Genomic DNA, 18,940 nt, shown 5'->3' with positions numbered 1-18,940 from the left:
TCTTCTTTATTTAAACTTATATAATAGTATTTTTATTCACAAAGAATTGACATAAGATACCCTCTCTTGGTTGTATGCAATAGTCAAAATCTTAAGAAACAAAAGAAGGAGATATGATGTCAATAGAACCGCACAGTGAGTAGGCAGGCAAGTATGCAGCAGATAAGTTGCATATGATTTTGGCTATAAGATCATTTCAAATTATTGGACTTTATACATAATACTGAGCCTGGGCATTCCATAACTGCTGATATAAACCATCTTCTTCCAACAATGATTCATGGGTTCCTTTTTGAATGATCTCACCATTTTCAAATACGATGATTTCATCACAAAATTTACATGAGCTCATACGATGAGAAATAAAGATTGCTGTTTTATTATCCACCAATTGATTTAAATTCTCATAAATTTCAGCTTCTGCCAATGGATCAAGAGCTGCTGTCGGTTCATCCATGATCACAAAAGGTGCATCCTTATATAAAGCACGAGCAATCGCAATCTTTTGAGCTTCTCCACCACTAATATTCACACCATCTCCCAGATCCTTATAAAGACGCGTATGCTGTCTGTTTGGCCACGATAATACCTTTTCCTTCATAGATACCCTTTCAAGTACCTCAAGGCATTTATTTTCATCTACATCACTGCTTCCGGCTATATTTTCATCCAATGGCAGAGGAAATAATTTAAAATCCTGAAATACGACCGAGAAGATATCAGTATATTCCTTATAATCATATTTTTCAATATTGATACCATTCAATAAGATCTCACCGGCACTTGGTTCATACAAACGACATAACAGCTTAATTAACGTAGTCTTCCCGGCACCATTCTGACCAACGATCGCTAAACGCTGATTTACTTTCAATTTTAAATTAATATTCTTTAATACATAATCTTCAGTATCGGGATATTTAAAAGAAACATTCTTAAATTCAAATTCATACTGATAGTCATCTCTTTTTTCAATCGGCAATGTACCGTCATAATGCATATTCTTCGAATTAATAAATTCTTCAAAATTACCGAGATATTCAAACCGATAAGCCAATTGATTATAACCGCTGATAGCCTCATTAAAAGTCGTGCTCATACGAGTAATGCTTCCTGTATAAAGCAAAACATCACCAATGCTGATATTCCCTTCTAATACGCTCAAACCTACATAGATATAAACAAATGCCGTAAATAACTGCATGAAAAATGCAATGATCCCATAATACTTCCCGGCAGTATTCGCATATTTTTTAAATACTCGATTGATCTTCTTATTAAAAACAAAATACCAATGATTGATCAGCTCTTTCATGCGATATAAACGAATATCTTTCCCATTTTGAACATTCAAAGCACTTGAAATGATATAATTTGATAAAGAATTCATATGTTCATTATCATGCTGCATCGTCACTTCAATTTTTGCCAGCCGATTCTGCATGATGTTCTCTATTGCCATAAACAGAATAAAAGCAATGAATAAAAGTAATGTATAAAAAAGAAAGTTTGAAGAATAGCTGCTTTGAATCAAAAGTTGTATAGTAAAGATCAGTGAACAAACAATCGAGCTGAAATTCCCTACCAGGGTATAAGAAGAATCAATTTGTGAAGCAATACCACCACTTCCATTTGACCCGTTTTTAGCTCTTCGGATCTTATCCATCGTTTCTGTTTTTTCAAATTCTTCATATTCCATGATATATGCTTTATGAGCTGTCTGTTTCCAAACAGTGTAATCACTCGCATCCGCAATGACGACCATTCCCTGATAACAGGCTTTTTCAATACAGCTTAACAAAAAAGTTGCAAGAAGAAGAATCATGATCTGCGTCTTCGCTGCTTCTATATCCGACCTTAATAAGAAATCCAAGATCCTGCTAGAATAATATAATGAGATATATGGAATAAATCCCTTTAAAATACCACCTATGATCACATAAATCAAAATCCTTGGATGATCTTTTTGAACCATTTGATAGAATTTCTTTGTATATATCCAGGTATCCTTAAGCTTCATCTTCATTCACCTCCTTATAATACTGGCTCTGCACATGAAACATATTGGCATATAAACCATTTTTCGCCATCAGCTCATCATGTGTACCACACTCTGCGATCTTACCATTTTCCAAGAAAAAGATACGATCACAAAAACGAGTCGATGACAAACGATGTGAGATAAACAATGATGTTTTATTCTTAACCAAAGAAGCATACTGATCATACATCTCACTCTCCGCAATCGCATCCAACGCCGCTGTCGGTTCATCCAAGATCAAAAGCCGGGTATTTTTATAAAGAGCACGTGCTAAGAATAACTTCTGAATCTGGCCCCCGGATAACTGGATCCCTTGTTTTTCTACATCCTTGCCTATATATGTATTCTCCTTCTTAGGCAAAGAAAACACTTTCTCATATAAACCGCTTTTCTTAAGAACATTTATCAATCGGTCATGATCAATCTGTTCATCCATTTGTCCCGTAACATTCTGTGCAATCGTATAAGATAACAAAATCGAATCCTGGAATAATACTGCCACCTGATCAAAATACTGATCGATATCCAATTCATTCATATCGATACCATTAATCAAAATACGTCCGGAAGTCGGTTTATAGAAACCGCACAACATCTTGACCAAGGTTGTCTTCCCGGCACCGTTTACCCCTACTAAAGCAATCTTCTCAGCAGCATCGATCTTAAAAGATACATGATCCAGGATCATCCGATCGCTGTTCGGATATGAAAAGCATACATCATCAAACTCAATTTCAAAGGTCTGACCATCCTTTTTATCGAAAATTTTACCACTGTTATGTAAATAAATATTTTTTAAATCTATATATTCACGATAATAATTAATTTGCATGAGGCACCGTGAAATAACCGCAGCACTTTCACTAATCTGACTAAACCAGCTGCCAAAGCCACTGACTATGCCCAGATACAAAACAAATTCACTAATATTCATTCCCTGAACCAGCAAATAAATCAGATAGCCGTAACAAACACCATCTCTTATCAGCTGTAAGATCAAGCCTATAAAGTCATATAAATAATATAAGCTTTGTATCTTTGCCTGCTGATGCTGATACTCACGATTATAACGTTCAAAAATAGAGGTCAGCCAATGAGAAAGCTGATATAAACGAATGTCCTTCCCATTTTTTACCTCGCTGCTCTGATCAAAAAAGTAGCGCTGATAACGTGCTCGTTTAGCTTGTTCATCCTGATGTGCATTTTCATATCTTTTAGCTATGAAATAGAAAAGATACTGAATCAAAGATAATGTCAGAAGAAATACGACGATCAGAGGATGTACATGAGAGATAACAAGACTGTATAAGATTAAGCCTGAGATACTGGTAAGCAAAAGAACATTTTGATGAAAAAAGCCTTCGATACCAAATGAATTATTATTAATTGCACTCATCGCTTTATTCATATCATTCTGCACAGCTTCGCTTTCATATAAAGCATAATCCATGTCCATCGATTTATTTATCAATAAAGGCCAAAATAATTCACACCGAACAAAAATATAATAAAACCAGTTTCTGTTCTTAAAATAAGTTGCCAAACCATTTAAGATTCCTGCAAGCGAAAATGATAAAAGGCAGATCCAAACCAAACTCTGAATATTGCTTCCACCTTCCAGCAGACCTATGATCATTGAAGGAAAAAGGACTCCTAAAAAAGGTTGAATCGCATTCGTGATGACTTCTAAAATATTTTCAACAACGAATCGCGGACTATACTTCCACAAATATTTATAAAGATATTTATAATTATCCCATATTGAATATTTCTTCATTTTACCACCCCTGCCGCTATTATAAATATAAATCCGTCCATGATATAAAAAAATGCACGAATGGTATCATTTCGTACATGTTTGGTTCATTGGCAGCATGATTTCCGTTACAAAGACCCCTGGTTCATTTTTTCGATTGATATAACCATTATATTTTTCAACTACCTTATTGATCCTTTTTAGACCATGGCCATGATTACCTCTTTTGGTCGTAATATATTCCTCATCAAACTTTCTGACAACTTCATTGGTCGCATTCGTAATACTGATATAAAGCTGCTTCTTATACAAACCTATATATAAACGAATATATTTTTTATCACTTACCTTCTCACAGGCTTCGATAGCATTATCAATCAGATTTCCTAACAAAACACAGCAATCAATACTCGTAATCGTTAAATTTTCAGGAATGGATACCTTAACAGAAACCTCTATATCCTGTGCCATTGCCAGTGAAAGCTTTGAATTTAAAATAGCATCTACTTCAACATTCCCACTTTCCACGATCAGCCTGATGTCATCAAGATCTTTTTCAAGATCATTGAGATAGCGGATCGACTCTTCAATCTGATTTTGACTCAGCTTTGCTTTTAACGACTGTAAATGATTATGATAATCATGGCGCCAGCCCCTCATTGTCATATAGATATTCTGAACCTCTTCCACCTGATTTTTCAACAGTTTATTTTGATAGCTGTTACTGTAGCTTTCAAATGTACTATGCAAAGACGTATCATACATTCTTAACGAAATGAAATAAAGCGATAAAAGCAGGCATGTAACCTCAAGGCTATGCGTCATATAACCCCAAATACTCATCAGCAGCATAACCACAGCCTGCATCACGAGTGGCAATAATGCGCTTCTCTGACAATAAGAAAAATAACATAACTGTATCAGAAGATATATGCACACGATCACCGCTACAGCTTTCCTAAAATAGATATAAGCAAGCAAACCACCTATGAGCGCTGCAGCCGAAAGCAGGAATATCGTTTTAAAATGCTGTGTCTTTCGCTGTGAAAACAATGAATAGCCGATCAAGATCAAAAGTCCGATCATAAAAGGCCTCCCCTGATATGTTCCATGAAAGCTTCATTGACCTTTTTCAAAGATTTTCGGCTAATAGGAATCATCGTTTGATCATCTAAAAGACACTGATCTTTGATCACTGCTTCAACATGATCCAGATTCACAATATAAGAGCGGTGTGTCTGGATGAATGTATCTGGAAGCCCGGCGTACAATTCACTTAAAGATTTCTTGACTTCTATTGCTTTAAAAGCATGAATGCTGCAATAATGTCCATAAGACTCTATATACAAAATATCATCACAACATATTTTCATTTTGTTGACATATAGGTATGTCTTTTCTTTTTGAATAGAAGCTTCGACCAAATCTAATAATTCATGACATTTCCTTTGATCTAATGGTTTTAGTAAATAACGCATGGCATTTACTTCATAACCCTCAAAAACATATTCACGAATCGCAGATAAAAATATGATTATGACTTTATCATCAATACTTCGAATTTTTTTGGCACAATCGATCCCATTCATTTTCTTCATTTGGATATCCAAGAAGATACAATCAAAAAGAAACTGGTTTTCACACTCAAACAGCATCTCTTCCGCACTATGAAAACAAGTCACTTCATGGTTCTTATCATGAGCCAAAATCATTGTTTTTAAGCTTTCACACTGACTGCTATCATCATCACAAATACATATTTTCATAAAAATATTATAATAAATTTCATTTTAAAGTACAATGAAATTCTATAACGCACTTTTAATCAAAAAACCTCTTTTTCACTCATTATACTTGCATATTTTATAAAATGATCCCCAGATTTTTACACATCATCATAACGAAGCTTTCACAAGATATGTTAACAATTGAACAACTTCTTTTGATACTTATCTAAATATATTATACAGGCTGATGGATTGGTATCAGATTTTGTTGCTTTTTATCGATTCCTACCATTTGATCATATGGTGATAAATCAAACAAGGAGTACATCGACATAAATCTCGTCAAATTAACATTTTGATTATTTTACGCAAACTTTGATATAAATATCAAACGCTCGGATATCAGCCTCAGCTTAACAGGCCCTGTAATACTGCCATTTTAAATTTCTCCGCTTTAATTAAAAGCCTATAAAATCTCTATGTCAATAATGTCATTGAAAAATATCTTAGTTTGATCATCAAAAATCAGTGTTTGTTCATTCATTTTAATGATTCTTTCTGTTTTATTGATATATGCTCCCCCTTCTTTTCTTTCATCTTTTTGGAAATAAGTAAGATTCACGAATGGTTTCGCCTGAATATCTTTCTTCAAAAAACAAAGCTTTTCATTGATACAGGCTTTCCTTTCTTCTGCCAGCAGTATTTTCTCTTCAGTTAACCTGGCTGTTTCCAGTATCGCTGCCTCATGTCCGTTCAAAGCAGCAAAAGGAGAAAACTGAGCAGCACGATCAGATAAAGACATATGAGCATGCTTTTGCGATCCTTGATAATCAAAATAAATAATATCCTCATAACATTGTTTATATAAATTAAGATTCATAAAACCTCCTAAGCCTTATGTCCGCCAATCTGCTGATTACGCTCTATCGCAGTCGCTCCTTCTTCAAGGCTGGTCAATGTTAAAACAGCATTTTTTCCATACTTTTTCTTAATGGCAAGCATTGTCTGCTGGATCCTCTTTTCACGTTCCAGCTGTATCTGCTGTGTTTTCTTTTCCTTTTCAAGCGTATCATAATCAATAAAAAGATTTAACTGTTCCATATCTTTTTGATTTGAAATATCCTGATCCGTGCGCAGATGATTGAATGAAATATTAATACGTCTTATTTTTAATTTTTTATCAGCAATCTTATCATAAAGTTTTAAAACAGCGTCACGTATCAGCTTTGTCGATGCGCAAAACTCCTTCATCCGTACGCTTCCATGAGCAGGCTTGGGAACAAGACGCCCATAATGATCTCGCTTGACCTCACCTTTGTAGGTACTGTCCCTTTTCAGATTTTCAATATCATAGCCGATATTCAAACATATCTGATCCGTTTTTAACCCTTTATCCACTAATTGCAAGACCAATGAATCACACATCTCTGTAATGATGATCCGCCCCTTATCAAAAGAGTAAGGACAAGACAATACCTGCCCCGTTCCTAAGCTGTTAGAGCTTGGCCTATAACTTTTGATATTCTCCATCGTACAAGGTTCTCGGCCCCATGCATGATCGATCAAAAGCTCCGCATTGATACCAAAAAGACGATATAAAAAATCTTCATTCGTAAGAGAGCATCGTGCAACATCTCCCATGGTAAACAATCCATTTGCTTCTAATTTCTTGGCATAGCCTCTGCCAACACGCCAAAAATCAGTCAATGGCTGATGATTCCACAGCAAACGGCGATAACTCAGTTCATCTAATACTGCAATACGCACCCCATTCTCATCAGGCTCAATATGCTTGGCAACGATATCCATTGCCACTTTACATAAATACAGATTGCTGCCAACTCCCCCGGCCGCAGGAATCCCTGTTTCTTTGTAGATATCCTGAATGATCATGGCCGTCAGCTCCCTTCCGCTCATTCCATACATTTTCAAGTATGCAGTTGCATCAATAAAAACTTCATCGATCGAATAGACATGAATATCTTCAGCTGCCACATATTTCAAATAAATTTCATAAATTTTTGTACTATACTTGATATACAAAGCCATACGCGGCATCGCTGTAATATATGAAAGTTTTAAAGAAGGATCTTTTTTTAATTCATCATCCTTCACCGACTCACCGGAAAACACATGCTGCGGTAATAACCATTTTCTTTTCTCATTGATTTCTTTGACCTGCTGCACCACTTCAAATAAGCGTGAACGGCTTGAGATCCCATAAGCCTTCAAAGGTGGTGAAACCGCCAGACAGATTGTTTTTTCAGTACGCAGCTCATCAGCTACGACAAGATTGACATTAAGCGGATCCAGACCCCTTTCAACACATTCCACAGAAGCATAAAATGATTTCAAATCGATGGCAATATAAACGTGCACTTGCATAAAACACCCTTCTTTCATATCCATCTATTTCAAATATATGATTCTTCTTTATACCGGTATAGCCATATTATATCATTTTTAATATAAATATGATATATTTTTTAATATTTTTATAAAAAAAGTTTGAAATCTTCCATCTCAAACTTTACTTTTGCATTCTCATTTTTCTTTTTTGCTTATTGAGCTGTTCCATATCGGCTTCTATCTTCTTTAACTTTGAAGAAAGATCGACCGGCGTCATCTTCATGCCCTTATCCACCCACGAAATGATACATCCTACGCATCCCTGCGCTAAAAATTCACTGATAAATTCTTCTTCCTGATCGTTCACACAGCCATTTTCATCAATGACATGGATCGCATGAAGAAAAAGATTTTTAAATATCGTAAAACAAGGATCAATAAATGACTTAGGGGTAGCATGAATCGTACGCATATAAAATTCTTTATCATTAGACATGATCATCAGCATCTTTTCAATTCTTTTTTCCCAGTTATCCACACCAATGCCATGCGCTAACGGTTCTAAACAATCATGAAGATAGGTCCACTCCAAACATTCGTATTTATCTTGAAAATGATAATAAAAAGTTTGCCGATTTAAATTGCATTTTGATGTGATATCAGAAACAGAAATTCTATCAAAGGGTTTTTCATGTGTCAGTTTTTTTAGGGCATTCCCTAAAGCATTCTTTGTATGTGACATGTGATCAGCTCCTTGCCGGTAATATTTTACCATATCTTAATAAAAAGAAAAAGAGATGAGATACATCCCTTTTACACAAGCCTTTTATAGATATCAATAAATTCACGCGCCAAAATACCAAAGGCCTCCGCACTCATCAGCTGATCCTCTGCATGAACAAGCAACAAAGCATATTCGCTTTTATGTCCGCCAGCCTCCTCTTGAATGAGCTTGGCATGAGCCGCATGACCTTCGATAAACATTTTCTCGCCTTCATCCATAAGTGAATCTGCCTCAATAAACGCTTGTACTTTCGCCTGCCGGATCGCTTCTATATACAAAGAACGCGCAGTACCTGCACAAGCAATGATCGTAAAGCTCACAAGCTCTATTCCTTCCATATTAATCTTTAAGAAGAAGGCGCGCCTGCTTCACGATCGCTTCTCCATCCATCCGTCCGTAACTTCTCATTTCAATGGCTTCTACGGGTTTATCAGGAAAGGCATTTTTCATTTCCTTGAGTTGAAATTTTACTTGCGGACCTAATAGGATCACATCCCATGAGCTGCCAAGCATTCTGGCTTCAGAAATGGAATGTGCTTCTACCCGGATCTCATAATTTTCTTTTTCTGCGGCTTTCATCATTTTATCCACCAGCATGCTGGTAGACATACCGGCAGAACATACCAGTAATATTTTACGCATTTATTTTTCCTCTTTTCTAAGTATAAAACGGCTCCATGGACGTACTTCATCCAAAAGGATCAACTCTTGTGGCACAATCGATCCGACCACATTCATCCGTCCATCATTTTCCATGGTCTGTAAAGCAAGATGGACCTCAGCTTTATAGCGGCCGAGCTGATCGTTCATAATGATGACATCTCCGCGATGCACCCATTTCTCAGTATCATGAGGCGGTATCGACTGATCATGATAACGTAACCGAGACATCGTAGAACGAATCATATAATCACTGATATCACCTCTTGCGATATGTTTAAAATCATAGAGGATCTCTTCTTCCAAAGAAGTATTATCTCTTGCTTTTATATTAAATGTCAGCAAAGCATCAAACGCCTTTTTAGCACATCTCAATTCATCCTCTGAAGCATATGCATTACCAATCACGATATCATCGACCATGTCCATTGCTTTTAAATGCCTGATCTGCAATTCCAAAGGCAGATCACGATGTATTTCAAGCGTACATAATCCCTCGTTGAAGCAAGGTCCAAAGCTACCCGGATTCTGAGAAGTTACAAAGGCCGCTGTTCTAAGCTGATAAGCCCTCATTTTGCTTGTCGCTTCTTTAAAAGACTTGATGCCTAACCCACTATACCTTAACGGATAAAAGTTATGACAGGTCATGAGCTTTTCCTGATTCGGATGAAAGCATAAGACACGATCGATCAGATTATCGAATACAGAAGCATTCAGCTCGATTTTTAAACCTAAAGGATTGTAGGTCATTTCAGCCTCTTCTTTTCCCCCAAAACTTTCATCCATTCGGATACCATCCGCATATATCTCTTTAAAAAAGGAAAGATCCTGATAAGTGATGTGCAACTCCTTAAATTTCTTTGGTGATACATCAAAGATAATTTCAAAGCCTTTTTCCTTCGCATAAGCATTTAAGTCCTTAAATATAGATAAAACTTCAGCCCGTGTACGCACAGATGTGCTCAATAAGCATACAAAGAGCCGTGTAAAGCCATATTTCGCCGCCAGATCAAGATACTCTTTATCCTTTTGAAGGTTCTCTGATATTTCCGGATATAAAGATATTCCTAATTTTTTCATATGCTTTCTTCCTTATTGAGAATATGATATTCCATGGCCATCAGCATCCTTTTCATTTTCTTTAAATTAAAATAATAAAGAATAAAGCTCATCACCTTATAATTCCAGACATGAAACTTCTTCGTTGAATCAAAGGTTTCGGTATAAGTCACATGAATATGATCTTCATCAATTTTCTCTATTTTATAACCAACATGACTGATATTGGAATTCAGTTGTATCTTACTTAAACAACATTCAGGTTTTATAAATTCTATGAGTTCTACATGACCCTCCAAATCTTTTTTCGACCGCCTAAAAATCTTTCTGTAACACAACCCTTTTTTTATTTCATTTTTATTTTTAAATTCATCCGAATTCTTAAAGATATCAATCATCAGCGACTGTGTCAGATATTCAAAAAAATCATGCTGAGAAAGATTCATTTCTACACTTGCTTTCATCTGTGTCCTCCATTCCTAACTGCATACTTTTAAATTGTAAATATTTCCCGGGTAATGAATCTCATTCTTCATAACTTACTTGATAATAAAGAGCACTCCCCCACTTGCTAGTCTTTATGACTTTCTCTACCGTTTTCGCAGCTTCACGCTGATCACCATCTACCTCAAAATACAGCTTCATTTTTTCCTGTTTCAGATAATGAAAGGTAAAACCTTCATGGGTAGCACCATTTAATAAACCGATCACATCTTCTCTTTTTAACGGCATTTGTATGAAGATCATCTTTTTCCTTTCTAAAAGAACAGACCTATTTTCATAGGTCCGCTCATATTTATTTCTTCGCTGCCCTATTTGCTGCCATTACAAATGGCAGATAGATAATAAATGCAACTACCAGACAGATCAGGGCCGTTAGTGCAGCACCGATCGAACCGTTTGTAGCTAACAAAGCTCCAAATACCGGTGGCGTTGTCCAAGGAACCGTATTCACGATAGGTCCCGCAAATCCCCAAACGGTCGCATAATAACCAATCAGAGTCATGATTGGCTGGGAAATCACAAATGGAATCAGATAAATCGGATTCAATACGACCGGAAGCCCAAAGAGTACCGGTTCATTGATTTGGAAAATACCGCAGCCAATACCATATTTAGCGACCTCGCGATCCTCTGCCGCTTTTGATACAAGTAAAATCGCCGCTACCAATGCCAAAGTCGCACCTGATCCGCCAAGAAAGACATATGCATCCCATGAGCCACGTACCCATGGAGATAATTCATTGGCACCCATACCGACCTTGGTAATTCCTTCCGCAAAATTCTGAATGTTCATCAAGCCTAATGTTCCATATACCGGAGCCATCACTGCCTCTAAAAGATTCGCTCCATGAAGGCCAAAGAACCAAAGTAATGGAATCAGCGTAGAGATCAGCAGGATCGACCAAATGCTCTGACTTAATTTCATTAAAGCCGTTTGAATATTCACCTCAAACCACGCAAAGACATTTAAACCCGTAAGCCGTGTAAACATATAATAAACAAGTCCCCATATCAAGAAAGTTAATAATCCCGGAAGTATGCCTGCGAATGCCTTGCTGACAGCCGGCGGTACCGATTCCGGAAGATGAATGACCCATCCCTTATCAACGGCCCACATATAGATCTCAGGAGCTGTCAGACCAATGATCAATCCTATAAATAAACCTTGTGCCCCCAGATAATGAGTAACATAGCTGGCAACCAGTTCATTATTCCGCACCAATGCTCCACAAACGATAAAACAACCCACAGTCACTAATGCCGTAGATAAAGCATCTTTCCCTTCATATTCAGCACGCTTATACCCTAATGAAAAACATAAACCTAATGCCATGATGCTTAAAGAGCCTGCATCAATTGCTGAAAAAATCGGTGCGATATTTGCATTGGCCCATACGATAAAGCCACTTTCAGCACCTATAAAATTAGCCAATAACCCCCAAGGAACAAAAAATACATTATTCAATAAAACAGCGATGGCCCCAGCCATGATCAATGGCATCAATGAGGCAAACGCATCCCTGATTGCGCTTAAATGTTTCTGTGAACCAATCCTCGCAGCAATAGGTACAAATTTGTCTTCAATCAATTTGATTAAACCATTCATAATTTATCTCCTTTTCTCTTCCACTATATGCAATTCAATCCTCAGACATGCCATAAGACTTATATATCCATTATACCTTAGATATTCACTTCATCCATATCTTCCCAAAATTCTTTTCCAAGCCTTAAAAAAAACACCACCCAAACGTCTCTTTCAAACGTATTGTATAAATATAATCAATAATAAATGCAATTTTCATTCCATACATGAAAAAAAATCAGGTTTTACCCTGATTTTAGTCGTTTTTAGTCGTTTATCTTTTTCCTGCGTCATATATTTCGCCGCTGGCCTTAGGTGCCATGGAGCGACCGCTAAACAATATCAACGCAATGATCGTTATGACATATGGGAAGATCGAATAGAACTCGACAGGCAAGCCCATAAGCATCGGTATGCTTGATGAGAAATAACCCAGGGTCTGTGCAAAACCAAAGAAGATTCCCGCAAACAAGCAGCCCCAAGGATTCCATTGACCAAAGATCAATGTCGCAATTGCCACGAATCCTAAACCATGAACCGTTCCTACATAATAATAGGAAGATGTCGTCATGATCAAAACAGCTCCTGCAAGACCACTTAACGCTCCTGAAATCAATAAGCCCTTCCAACGTGTCTTTACAACATTAACACCCATAGATGCACTGGCTTGCGGATATTCACCACATGATCTTAAACGTAAGCCGAATGGTGTCTTATAAACCAGATACCAGGTCAGCACGACCAAGAAGAACGCAATATAAGTTGTGATATAAGCGTTCTGAAAGAACATCGGACCAATGACCGGAATATCCTTTAAGATCGGAACATTAATTCGCGTAAACGAAGAAGTCATCGCATAATAATCAGATTGCTTCTTACCATCAAAAAGTATCTGACAGAAATAAATCGTCAATCCGCCGGCCAATACATTCAAGGCTGTACCCGAAATTGTCTGATCCGCACGGAAATGAATCGAAGCAACACCATGGATCGCAATAAACAACATACCTGAAATAATTGCGACAAGAAGAGCCAGCCAAGGTGTGATCGTATTTGGAACACCGCCTCGTTCACAGAATATGATCGTACAGCAAGCCACAAAGGCACCGATCTGCATCGTACCATCAACAGCAATATTGACAATACCGCATCTCTCCGAATACAAACCACCTAATGCACCAAGAATCAGAGGAACCGCACTCATAAGTGCCAAAGGAAACATTTGATAAAGCAATTCCATTATACGTTACCTCCTTCCGGTTTTTCTTCAATCTCTTTCTTTTTTATCTTTCTTTCACTAATTTTATCTAAAAGCAATACAATTGCATACTGAATAGCCACCAGATAAATGATGATCGCTTGTATCAGCTCACTGATTTCCTTTGGAATATTGAATAGCTGTAAATTTCCGCTCGCTGCCTTGAATAAACCAAACAGCATACCGGCCAGAAGAACTCCAATACCCGTAGAACCACCTACCAGCGCCACAGAAATACCGTCGAAGCCAAAGTTATCGAAAGATGTAAAGATTCGTCCATAACGATAAATTCCAAGAATCAGCAGCGCTCCGGCAATTCCCGTAAGTGCACCTGAAATCATCATCGACATCGTGATATTTCTTTCAACCTTCATACCTGCAAAGCGAGCCGCTTCCTTATTAAAACCGGTAGCACGCAGGCTGTATCCAAAGGTCGTCTTTTCAATCACGAACCAAAATAAGACGACAGCCAGAAGGGCAACGATAAAGCCCCAGTTAAACTGTGAAGTCGAATTAGAAAACACCTGTTTCAATTCAGCGCTTTCCATGATCGCAATCGTACGATCGTTCGTATTCGGATCGATCGGCAAAAAGACTTTTGTAAACCATGCACAGGCATACATACCACAGTAATTCATCATGATACAGATAACGACCTCATTGATACCACGATAAGCCTTTAGAAAGCCCGGCAAGAATCCCCAAAGCGCACCGGCTGCTGCCGCTGCCAGGATACAGGCAATCGGATGAATGATCGGCGGCAATTTAACCAACAATGCGACCGCTGCCGCTGCCGTACTTCCGGCAATGATCTGACCTTCACCACCAATATTGAACAAACCTGTACGATAAGCAAAAGCCACAGATAAACCGGTCATGATGATCGGCACTGCATTTAAGAACCAGTTCAATACATACATGATATTGAAAGAACCAAGATTCTGTAAGTTAAAGCCTGTCATCGAACGAACAAGTGCTGTCAGCAAATCAAATGGACTTCTTCCGGTAAGGATAGTAAGAAGAAAGGCAAATATAAGACCCACAGCAACAGCAATCAATGAAATTGTTAGATGACTATGCTTTTTCTCACCGCTGTCTTTACGTTTTGTTGTAACCTTCAGTTTAGATTTCATACTACTGCCTCCACTCTCTTCAACGAACCAGCCATCATCAGACCCAATACGTTCTCATCTACATCTTTCTGATATACCAAGCCACTCAGCTCTCCATCATGAATAACAGCAATACGATCCGACAGATTCATGATTTCATCAAGTTCAAATGATACTAACAGAACCGCCTTCCCTTTATCTCTTTCTTCAACGATTCGTTTATGAATATACTCAATGGCACCGACATCCAAACCACGCGTCGGCTGAACGACCAGCAGCAAATCACTGGAACGATCAATTTCACGAGCTATGATCGCTTTCTGCTGATTACCACCTGACATGCTTCGCACGATAGTATCCTTACCTTGACCGCTGCGCACGTCAAACTGTTCGATCAGCTTATCCGCATATTGATCGATTTCATTTTTCTGCAGGATACCATGCTTAGAAAAAGGTTCACGATCATAATAATGTATGACAAAATTTTCTTTTAACGTAAAATCCAAAACCAATCCATGCTTATGACGATCCTCCGGTACATGTGCCATTCCCGAATCCAATCGTTTCTTGATAGGAAGCTTTAATATATCTTTTCCTTTCAAAATAACTTGACCGCTCTCAGCCTTACATAGACCTGTCAATGCATAAACAAGCTCCGTCTGGCCATTTCCGTCAATACCGGCAAGTCCGACGATTTCACCTGCTCGCACATCCAGGCTGAAATTCTTAACAGCCATCAGGCCTTTCACATTTTTCACACAAAGATCCTTGATCTCCAGAACCTTTTCCTTTGGATGTGCTTCACCCTTTTCAACGGCAAAGCTGACATCACGGCCAACCATCATTCTGGCCATCTCTTCTTCAGAAGTCGTCTTGACATCTATTGTTCCGATACATTTTCCTTTTCTTAAAACTGTACATTTATCTGCTGCTTCTTTGATTTCCTTTAACTTATGTGTAATCAAAAGAATTGTTTTTCCCTCTTTGACAAGATTACGCATGATATGCATCAGTTCATGAATTTCCTGTGGTGTTAAAACCGCCGTCGGTTCATCAAAGATGAGGATATCTGCATTACGGTACAACATCTTCAAAATTTCCACACGCTGCTGCATCCCTACGGAAATATCACGGATCTTCGCATATGGATCAACATTTAAACCATATAATTCACTCAATTCTTTGACACGTGCCGCAGCCTTTTTCATGTCGATCGTTCCGAATTTTCCCTTCGGTTCAGCTCCTAATATAATATTTTCCGTTACCGTAAAACATTCAACCAGCTTAAAGTGCTGATGAACCATTCCTATACCTAACTGGTTGGCAACATTAGGATCGCTGATCACAACCTCTTTCCCCTTAACTTTGATCGTTCCCGAAGTTGGCTGATACAGACCGAATAAAATTGACATGATCGTCGATTTTCCAGCACCGTTTTCACCCAGCAATGCATGCACGGTGTTTTCTTCAACACGCAGCGTTACATTATCATTTGCGCGAATACCCGGAAAATCCTTAGTAATATTCAGCATTTCTATTGCATAGGCCATTCTTTTTTTCCTCCTGCTTTTTTATTATTATATCATTTAATGATATGTATATAAAGAAACTTTTATTTTATTTCTGTCCGATTCGTTAATTTTGAAATGATAATAAAAGACGGCTTGATCATTTTTATCTTGATCCTGCCGCCTTTTTTATAATACGCTATTCAATGCTTATTCCTGAGAAGTTGCACCTGTAAAGCTGGTATTAGGATTATCTGCGTTTGTAACCGGAGTATCGCTGACAGTGATCTCACCATCAAGAACCTTCTGCTTATACTCTTCTACCGTTTTCAGGACTTCTTCTGACAGGTTAGGGTTTTCATCAGGTAATCCGACACCATTATTTGCTAATGAATAAGTGTAGATACCACCTTTGAATGTACCGTCTGCTACTGCTTTACATGCATCATAAGCAGCTGTATCAACACGTTTCATCATGGAAGTCAGAATGACAGACTGAGTCTTATCATCATCATAGAATCCCTGTTCGTACTGATCGCTGTCAACACCGATGACCCATTTCTGGTTTCCGGCCAATGTAGCCTCTTTGGCAGCCTCAATAACACCGTTTCCAACTCCACCAGCAGCATGGAAGATAACTGAACATTCAGCAAACTGCTTTTCAGCCAATGTCTTACCTAAAGCAATGTTATCGAAAGAGTTAGCATTATCGAATAAAACCTTCATGTTTGGATCAACAGCCCAAACACCTGCCTGATATCCGGCATAGAATCTCAGCATTGATGCACTGTCACCACCGGTGATATAACCAACAGTGTCTTCACCTAATTCCTGAGCCTTTAAAGCCGCAACAACACCTACAAGGAATGATCCTTCATGTTCTGTAAAGCCTACCTGCATGACATTCGTATATTTGTCAGCATCCAGCCAGTTAACATCAATAACCAACATCTTCTGGTTTGGATAAGTTTCAGCCATCGTCTGAATAGCTGTATCGAACTTATAGCCGGCAGCTACGATCAGATCTGCTTCTTCATCCGCAAATGTTGACAGGTTTGGTACATAATCAGCATCAGCTTTTGATTCGATATACTTCGGAGCTTCAGTATATCCCATTTCATCGTAAAAATCCTGAATTCCCTTGTAACTCGTTTGGTTGAAAGACTTGTCATTAATTCCGCCTGTATCAGTTACGAAACCAACAGAAATTTGATCTGTGTCACCGCCTTCGCCGTTGCCAGTACATGCGACTAAACCAACAGACATCATGGCAGCTAAAGCAACTTTTAATAATTTTTTCATTTGATCCTCCTATAAAAGTTTCCTTTCTATTTGAATAATAACCTTTTTTAGTGTCTTTGTCAATGAATATTAAAGCGTTTACATGTATTTTAATGATATATTTTAGTTTACTTGCATTTTCAGTAACAAATGATTTATAAATCATTTAATTTCAAATCTTTCACTTTCTAAAATAAAAAGGCCTTCTAAAAAAGACCCCTTTTAACAATAATTTTATTTTTGTTCATCAACCGGCGGCACCATTTCCGCATAGCTCTTCAGAAGCTCAGGCGTACTCGTATAATAACGCTTATCCTTATTAAGTGCTGCGATATCAGCCATTTCATCATCATCCAATACAAAGTCAAACAGATCAAAATTATCACGGATATGATCAGGATTCTTCGAACCCGGAATCACGATATTTCCCTCCTGCAAATGCCAGCGAAGAATGATTTGCGCATTGCTCTTATGATATTTTTTCGCAAGCCTTGTAAATACTTCTTCCTGAAGCAATGCCTTATCACCATGCCCAAGCGGATACCATGCCTGAATCGCAATATCTTCCTTAGATAAGAAATCTTTTAACTCCTTCTCTTGTGAATAAGGATGAATTTCTGTTTGTAAAACAGACGGTTTGATCTCACAAATATTTAAAATTTCCTGAATCTGTTCCTTAGTAAAGTTAGATAACCCGATAGCTCTAACCTTACCCTCTTTATAGGCTTTTTCCATTAAACGATAACCAGCGATATAATTGCCCGCCGGCTGATGAATCAACAGCAAATCAATATAATCGGTATTCAAACGTTCCAATGTTTTTTCGACAGCATCCTCCTGTTCATAAAACGATGGCCATAACTTAGTTTCCAAAAAGATTTCTTTCCGATCGACACAAGATTTCCTCATTCCTCTTCCAACAGCTTTCTCATTAACATAAGCATTGGCCGTATCAATTAAACGATAACCATTTTCCAAAGCACTCACCACTGAAGCTTCGGCTTCATCCGGACTCAAAAGAAATGTACCAATACCTGCCATTGGCATTTCAACACCATTATTTAATTTTATATACATCTGTTTGCTCATCTGCATTTCCTCCTGTACTTACAGTTGAATTATATCCTGAATCATCAAGATTAAGAAGTTTTTCTTAGTTATGATGTATATACCTTATAGTAAAAAAGATGGAAAAACTTCCATCTTTAAACGATAATTGTATGAATGGCACCTAATTCAACAGCCTTTTTCTTCAATGCCTCACATTCCTCTTCACTGGCTATATCATGTCCCATTTTCTCAAGGGCATCTTCACG

18 protein-coding genes are annotated in these 18,940 nt (G+C 37.7%); all 18 read right to left on the bottom strand.

The window, feature by feature from the left end:
- Positions 1–211: 211 nt before the first annotated feature.
- The 18 genes from Q0K35_RS02065 to Q0K35_RS01980 all read right to left on the bottom strand — a co-directional run bounded on the left by Q0K35_RS02065 (position 212) and on the right by Q0K35_RS01980 (position 18,713).
- Positions 212–2,020, bottom strand: a complete 1,809-nt coding sequence (locus tag Q0K35_RS02065; RefSeq protein ID WP_294561018.1) for an ABC transporter ATP-binding protein — start codon at positions 2,018–2,020, stop codon at positions 212–214.
- On the bottom strand, positions 2,010–3,818 hold the full coding sequence (locus tag Q0K35_RS02060) for an ABC transporter ATP-binding protein (protein WP_294561017.1): 1,809 nt from the start codon (positions 3,816–3,818) through the stop codon (positions 2,010–2,012). Before Q0K35_RS02060 ends, Q0K35_RS02065 begins: the two co-directional genes overlap by 11 nt.
- Before the next feature lie 66 nt (positions 3,819–3,884).
- Positions 3,885–4,883: a sensor histidine kinase gene (locus tag Q0K35_RS02055; protein WP_294561016.1), complete on the bottom strand. Its 999-nt coding sequence runs from the start codon at positions 4,881–4,883 to the stop codon at positions 3,885–3,887.
- Positions 4,880–5,563: a LytTR family DNA-binding domain-containing protein gene (locus Q0K35_RS02050; protein ID WP_294561015.1), complete on the bottom strand. Its 684-nt coding sequence runs from the start codon at positions 5,561–5,563 to the stop codon at positions 4,880–4,882. Before Q0K35_RS02050 ends, Q0K35_RS02055 begins: the two co-directional genes overlap by 4 nt.
- 427 nt (positions 5,564–5,990) lie before the next feature.
- Positions 5,991–6,404 carry a hypothetical protein gene (locus Q0K35_RS02045; RefSeq protein ID WP_294561014.1) on the bottom strand — a complete coding sequence of 138 codons (414 nt, stop codon included), beginning with the start codon at positions 6,402–6,404 and terminating at the stop codon, positions 5,991–5,993.
- 8 nt (positions 6,405–6,412) lie between these two features.
- Complete coding sequence (locus tag Q0K35_RS02040; protein ID WP_294561013.1) at positions 6,413–7,909, bottom strand: DNA methylase; 1,497 nt, start codon at positions 7,907–7,909, stop codon at positions 6,413–6,415.
- A gap of 145 nt (positions 7,910–8,054) precedes the next feature.
- Positions 8,055–8,615, bottom strand: a complete 561-nt coding sequence (locus Q0K35_RS02035; protein WP_294561012.1) for a TetR/AcrR family transcriptional regulator C-terminal domain-containing protein — start codon at positions 8,613–8,615, stop codon at positions 8,055–8,057.
- A gap of 71 nt (positions 8,616–8,686) precedes the next feature.
- Complete coding sequence (locus Q0K35_RS02030) at positions 8,687–8,995, bottom strand: PTS lactose/cellobiose transporter subunit IIA (RefSeq protein ID WP_294561011.1); 309 nt, start codon at positions 8,993–8,995, stop codon at positions 8,687–8,689.
- 1 nt (position 8,996) lies between these two features.
- Positions 8,997–9,299: a PTS sugar transporter subunit IIB gene (locus tag Q0K35_RS02025; protein WP_294561010.1), complete on the bottom strand. Its 303-nt coding sequence runs from the start codon at positions 9,297–9,299 to the stop codon at positions 8,997–8,999.
- Entirely contained in the window at positions 9,300–10,397 is a 1,098-nt protein-coding gene (locus Q0K35_RS02020; protein ID WP_294561009.1) for a MupG family TIM beta-alpha barrel fold protein, read from the bottom strand. It lies immediately after the preceding gene.
- A complete protein-coding gene (locus Q0K35_RS02015; RefSeq protein ID WP_294561008.1) occupies positions 10,394–10,840 on the bottom strand; it encodes a DUF3284 domain-containing protein in 447 nt (148 codons plus the stop codon). Before Q0K35_RS02015 ends, Q0K35_RS02020 begins: the two co-directional genes overlap by 4 nt.
- A gap of 61 nt (positions 10,841–10,901) precedes the next feature.
- Positions 10,902–11,123, bottom strand: coding sequence for a hypothetical protein (locus Q0K35_RS02010; protein ID WP_294561007.1), 222 nt, complete (start codon positions 11,121–11,123; stop codon positions 10,902–10,904).
- A 49-nt stretch (positions 11,124–11,172) separates the two neighbouring features.
- On the bottom strand, positions 11,173–12,486 hold the full coding sequence (locus tag Q0K35_RS02005; RefSeq protein ID WP_294561006.1) for a PTS transporter subunit EIIC: 1,314 nt from the start codon (positions 12,484–12,486) through the stop codon (positions 11,173–11,175).
- Between the two features lie 253 nt (positions 12,487–12,739).
- On the bottom strand, positions 12,740–13,705 hold the full coding sequence (locus Q0K35_RS02000; RefSeq protein WP_294561005.1) for an ABC transporter permease: 966 nt from the start codon (positions 13,703–13,705) through the stop codon (positions 12,740–12,742).
- Positions 13,705–14,856: an ABC transporter permease gene (locus Q0K35_RS01995; RefSeq protein WP_294561004.1), complete on the bottom strand. Its 1,152-nt coding sequence runs from the start codon at positions 14,854–14,856 to the stop codon at positions 13,705–13,707. The genes Q0K35_RS02000 and Q0K35_RS01995 overlap by 1 nt, the downstream gene beginning before the upstream one ends.
- Positions 14,853–16,385 (bottom strand): ABC transporter ATP-binding protein, encoded by a 1,533-nt coding sequence (locus Q0K35_RS01990; protein ID WP_294561003.1) that lies wholly within the window; start codon positions 16,383–16,385, stop codon positions 14,853–14,855. Before Q0K35_RS01990 ends, Q0K35_RS01995 begins: the two co-directional genes overlap by 4 nt.
- Before the next feature lie 168 nt (positions 16,386–16,553).
- Positions 16,554–17,645 (bottom strand): BMP family ABC transporter substrate-binding protein, encoded by a 1,092-nt coding sequence (locus tag Q0K35_RS01985; protein WP_294561002.1) that lies wholly within the window; start codon positions 17,643–17,645, stop codon positions 16,554–16,556.
- 213 nt (positions 17,646–17,858) lie between these two features.
- Positions 17,859–18,713 (bottom strand): aldo/keto reductase, encoded by an 855-nt coding sequence (locus tag Q0K35_RS01980; RefSeq protein ID WP_294561001.1) that lies wholly within the window; start codon positions 18,711–18,713, stop codon positions 17,859–17,861.
- Positions 18,714–18,940 lie beyond the last annotated feature (227 nt).

This window comes from uncultured Traorella sp. (genome assembly GCF_944327115.1).
GTDB lineage: Bacteria > Bacillota_I > Bacilli_A > Erysipelotrichales > Erysipelotrichaceae > Traorella.
This window is presented reverse-complemented; position numbering and strand designations above follow the sequence as displayed.

Coding starts and splice junctions, on each gene's coding strand:
- Q0K35_RS02065 (WP_294561018.1), bottom strand. CDS start 2,020: ATGAAGCTTAAGGATACCTGGATATATACAAAGAAATTCTATCAAATG.
- Q0K35_RS02060 (WP_294561017.1), bottom strand. CDS start 3,818: ATGAAGAAATATTCAATATGGGATAATTATAAATATCTTTATAAATAT.
- Q0K35_RS02055 (WP_294561016.1), bottom strand. CDS start 4,883: ATGATCGGACTTTTGATCTTGATCGGCTATTCATTGTTTTCACAGCGA.
- Q0K35_RS02050 (WP_294561015.1), bottom strand. CDS start 5,563: ATGAAAATATGTATTTGTGATGATGATAGCAGTCAGTGTGAAAGCTTA.
- Q0K35_RS02045 (WP_294561014.1), bottom strand. CDS start 6,404: ATGAATCTTAATTTATATAAACAATGTTATGAGGATATTATTTATTTT.
- Q0K35_RS02040 (WP_294561013.1), bottom strand. CDS start 7,909: ATGCAAGTGCACGTTTATATTGCCATCGATTTGAAATCATTTTATGCT.
- Q0K35_RS02035 (WP_294561012.1), bottom strand. CDS start 8,615: ATGTCACATACAAAGAATGCTTTAGGGAATGCCCTAAAAAAACTGACA.
- Q0K35_RS02030 (WP_294561011.1), bottom strand. CDS start 8,995: ATGGAAGGAATAGAGCTTGTGAGCTTTACGATCATTGCTTGTGCAGGT.
- Q0K35_RS02025 (WP_294561010.1), bottom strand. CDS start 9,299: ATGCGTAAAATATTACTGGTATGTTCTGCCGGTATGTCTACCAGCATG.
- Q0K35_RS02020 (WP_294561009.1), bottom strand. CDS start 10,397: ATGAAAAAATTAGGAATATCTTTATATCCGGAAATATCAGAGAACCTT.
- Q0K35_RS02015 (WP_294561008.1), bottom strand. CDS start 10,840: ATGAAAGCAAGTGTAGAAATGAATCTTTCTCAGCATGATTTTTTTGAA.
- Q0K35_RS02010 (WP_294561007.1), bottom strand. CDS start 11,123: ATGATCTTCATACAAATGCCGTTAAAAAGAGAAGATGTGATCGGTTTA.
- Q0K35_RS02005 (WP_294561006.1), bottom strand. CDS start 12,486: ATGAATGGTTTAATCAAATTGATTGAAGACAAATTTGTACCTATTGCT.
- Q0K35_RS02000 (WP_294561005.1), bottom strand. CDS start 13,705: ATGGAATTGCTTTATCAAATGTTTCCTTTGGCACTTATGAGTGCGGTT.
- Q0K35_RS01995 (WP_294561004.1), bottom strand. CDS start 14,856: ATGAAATCTAAACTGAAGGTTACAACAAAACGTAAAGACAGCGGTGAG.
- Q0K35_RS01990 (WP_294561003.1), bottom strand. CDS start 16,385: ATGGCCTATGCAATAGAAATGCTGAATATTACTAAGGATTTTCCGGGT.
- Q0K35_RS01985 (WP_294561002.1), bottom strand. CDS start 17,645: ATGAAAAAATTATTAAAAGTTGCTTTAGCTGCCATGATGTCTGTTGGT.
- Q0K35_RS01980 (WP_294561001.1), bottom strand. CDS start 18,713: ATGAGCAAACAGATGTATATAAAATTAAATAATGGTGTTGAAATGCCA.